The 3,041-nt window shown below is 73.7% G+C and carries 3 protein-coding genes and 1 pseudogene; 2 read left to right on the top strand and 2 right to left on the bottom strand.

Translation table 11 applies throughout. The annotated features are described in order from the left end of the window. Positions 1–319 (top strand): annotated as a pseudogene (locus tag AB0C29_RS41095) (alkanesulfonate monooxygenase); the annotation flags it as partial. A 38-nt stretch (positions 320–357) separates the two neighbouring features. Here AB0C29_RS41095 and AB0C29_RS41090 read toward each other — a convergent pair. Continuing rightward, on the bottom strand, positions 358–1,290 hold the full coding sequence (locus AB0C29_RS41090) for a GNAT family N-acetyltransferase (RefSeq protein ID WP_360832566.1): 933 nt from the start codon (positions 1,288–1,290) through the stop codon (positions 358–360). A 181-nt stretch (positions 1,291–1,471) separates the two neighbouring features. Here AB0C29_RS41090 and AB0C29_RS41085 point away from each other — a divergent pair, with 181 nt between their 5' ends. Next, positions 1,472–2,587 carry a M20/M25/M40 family metallo-hydrolase gene (locus AB0C29_RS41085; RefSeq protein WP_360832564.1) on the top strand — a complete coding sequence of 372 codons (1,116 nt, stop codon included), beginning with the start codon at positions 1,472–1,474 and terminating at the stop codon, positions 2,585–2,587. Here AB0C29_RS41085 and AB0C29_RS41080 read toward each other — a convergent pair. Continuing rightward, positions 2,529–3,041, bottom strand: a 513-nt coding sequence (locus AB0C29_RS41080; protein ID WP_360832561.1) for a zinc-binding dehydrogenase, incomplete at its 5' end; no start/stop codon positions are given. The genes AB0C29_RS41085 and AB0C29_RS41080 overlap by 59 nt on opposite strands.

Here is a 3,041-nt window from a genome sequence, read left to right as displayed (position 1 = left end):
CGGCGGCAGCCGCGACGGCCTGGTCGTCTCGCCGAACCTGTGGGCGGGCGTCGGCCTGGTCCGCGGCGGCGCGGGCACGGCCCTGGTCGGCAGCCACACCGAGATCGCCGACCGGATCGCCGAGTACGCCGGCCTCGGCATCACCGAGTTCATCCTGTCCGGCTACCCGCACCTGGAGGAGGCGTACTGGTTCGGTGAGGGTGTCCTGCCGGAGCTGCGCCGGCGTGGCCTCTGGCGGCACCCGGACGGTGAGGGCAACACCCAGGCGACGAGCATCCCGTTCGCGGGCGTGGCCACCGCCGGGGCCGCTTCCAGCTGATCACGCGCCGGGCCTGGACGGGCCCGGCGCGCCCCCGATCAGCGCCAGGTCATGTCGAGCTGGCGTTCGAACGCGTCGTAGCCGGCCCGGGCGAAGGCCCGGGCCATCGGCTGGTTGCCCACGTCGGTGGAGGCCCGGATCCGGGGTACGCCCTCGTCCGCCAGCAGCCGCGTGCCCGCCGCCAGCACCTCGTCGATGTAACCGTGGCCGCGGTGCTCCGGCACCACCCCGATGTAGGCGATGATCGGGTTGTAGCCGTTGTGCGCCGGGATCACGAAGCCGACCGGCTCCCCGTCCGGCAGGGTCGCCACCCGCCACCACTCGTGCGGGCTGGCATACCCTTCCAGCTCGTCGCGGTACTGCTCCTCGGCGGCCTCCCGGGCGCTCATCCGGCTCAGATCGTCGAGGCTGTGCGCGTCCAGCGTGCCCTCCAGCACCCGCGTCATCAGAGCGATGAGCTCCTCGGCCTCGCGGACCGGGCGGAACGTGAGGCGCCCGGCCGGCTCCGGGATCGGCGTGCCGGGCCGCCACTCCAGGCGCAGCCGCTCGACGAAGAGCTTGGCGCCCAGGCGTTCCAGCACGCCCATCCGTTGCTCGACGCCGCGGCGGACCTCGGGCTGCTCGCGCCAGTCGCCCGGCACGTACCGCAGGTAGTCCGGCGGAGTGGCGTCAGGAGCGACCACCGTGGACAGTGCGGTGCGGACGAGCTGGACAGCGTCCTCGGGGTCGCCGTCGAGGTCGAGGATGTCCATCAGGAACGGGTACTCGTTGTCGGGGCGGGACCACCAGGCGGCCCGGGCGACGACGCGCTCGCCGCGCAGGGCGAGCCACAGCCACCGCGGGTGGCGGCGGCCGGCTTCCAGGTCCTTGGCGAGCTCGCCGTTGAGGACGTACGGGAAGGTGGTGAACAGGTCCAGCTCGTCGGGCCCGGTGATCGGGCGCAGGGTCAGGTCGTGGTGGTGCAGAGTCAAGGCAGTCTCCGTCTGGAGGCGCCCTGTCCCGCCGGGATCAGCTCGGCTGGTGGCCCCGGGAGGACGTGGGCGCGATGTGCGTGGCGTACATGGCTCAGCCCTCCTTCCTTCGTCGGTCCGGCCGCCAGTTCTATCCGCCACGCGGCAGGGCCGCAACCGATTTACTCGATAGGGTCGACGCATGGACCTGCCGGCCCGCGCCGCCGAGCTGATCGCCGTGCCCTCCACCGCGGACCGGCCCGAGGAGCTGCACCGCGCGCTCGAGCTCGCGCTCGACGTCGTCGGGCCCGGCTTCACGGTGGAGCGCTTCACCTCCCGCGGCAAGCCCAGCGCCCTGGTCCATCTGCCCGGGGCGCGTCCCCACTTCCGGGTGATGCTCAACGCCCACCTCGACGTGGTGCCCGCCGAGAGCTATGCGGCCCGGCTCGACGGCGACCGGCTCTACGGCCGGGGCGCGCAGGACATGAAGGTGGCCGCCCTGGTGCTGGCCGAGGTGTTCCGCTCGCTGGCGCCGTCGCTGCCGTACCCGCTGGGTCTGCAACTGGTCACCGACGAGGAGGTCGGGGGCTTCGACGGCACCGCACACCAGCTCGCCGCCGGCGTCACCGCCGGCTTCGTGCTCATCGGCGAGCAGAGCGGCCTGCGTGTGGTCACCGATTCCAAGGGCATCCTCCAGGTACGCCTGCACGCCACCGGCACCGCGGCCCACGCCGCCTACCCGTGGCTCGGTGACAACGCCCTGCTCACGCTGACCGGTGCGGTGGACGCCGTGCTGCGCCGATGGCCGGTGCCGCCGGACGAGCAGTGGCGCACGACGGTCAACGTGGCCCGGATCGAGACCACCAACCGCGCCGTCAACCAGGTGCCGGCCGAGGCCACCGCCTGGCTCGACATCCGCTTCCCGCCGCAGGACACCGACTTCGCCGGCCGGACGAGCGAGGAGATCGCCGCGTTGCTGGGGTCGGTCAGCGGCGTGCCGGTCACCGTCGACAGCCTCGGTGCGCCGCACCACGCTGACCCGCACAGCCGCGAGGTCACGCTGCTGCGGGCGGCGGCGAGCTCGGCCGGCTACCCGGGAGAGCTGCTGCGCAAGCACGGCGCCGCCGACGGCCGGTTCTACTCCGCGCTAGGCATCGACGCGGTGATCTTCGGCCCGGGCGGCGACGGCCAGCACGGCCCTTCTGAGTACGCCGACCTGCGCACCGTGGGCCCGTACCGGAAGGCCCTGGTCACGTTCCTCACCGAGCTGGCTCAGGACCCGGCACCAGCGGGACGCCGGGATTCGGCCGCAGGGTGACCTTGACGGCGTAGGCCCGGGCCGCGGCCGACGCGGTCCGCAGCGCGAGCCGCCAGTCGTCCAGCGCGAAGGTGTGCGTCACCAGCGCGTCCACCGGGTAGGCCGGGTCGGCGAGCCACTCCACCACCTCGGCCATCGTGGTCCGCCCGGCCAGGGCCGGCTCCGGACCCGAGTTGACGGTGCCCTGCACGGTGAGCTGGCGGTTCCAGACCAGCGACCAGTCGACCCGCTGCCGGCCGGCCCCGCCGACGAGCACCAGCATGCCGGTCGGTCGCAGCAGGTGCAGGGCGAGGTCGATCGTCTCGCTGCGGGCCACGCAGTCGAAGACCACGTCCACGCCCTGCTCCAGGATCGGGGTCCGGGTCAGCCGCGGCCGGACGACCCGGCCGCCGTGCACGCGGGCGAGGGACTCGACCACCTGCGGACCCGGCTCCAGCGCCCGGCTGGCCCCCGT

Origin of the sequence: Actinoplanes sp. NPDC048791, assembly GCF_040650095.1 — a bacterium.
Classification (GTDB): domain Bacteria; phylum Actinomycetota; class Actinomycetes; order Mycobacteriales; family Micromonosporaceae; genus Actinoplanes.
Note: the sequence above shows the minus strand (reverse complement) of the source record. Positions and strands in the feature narration are given on the sequence as shown.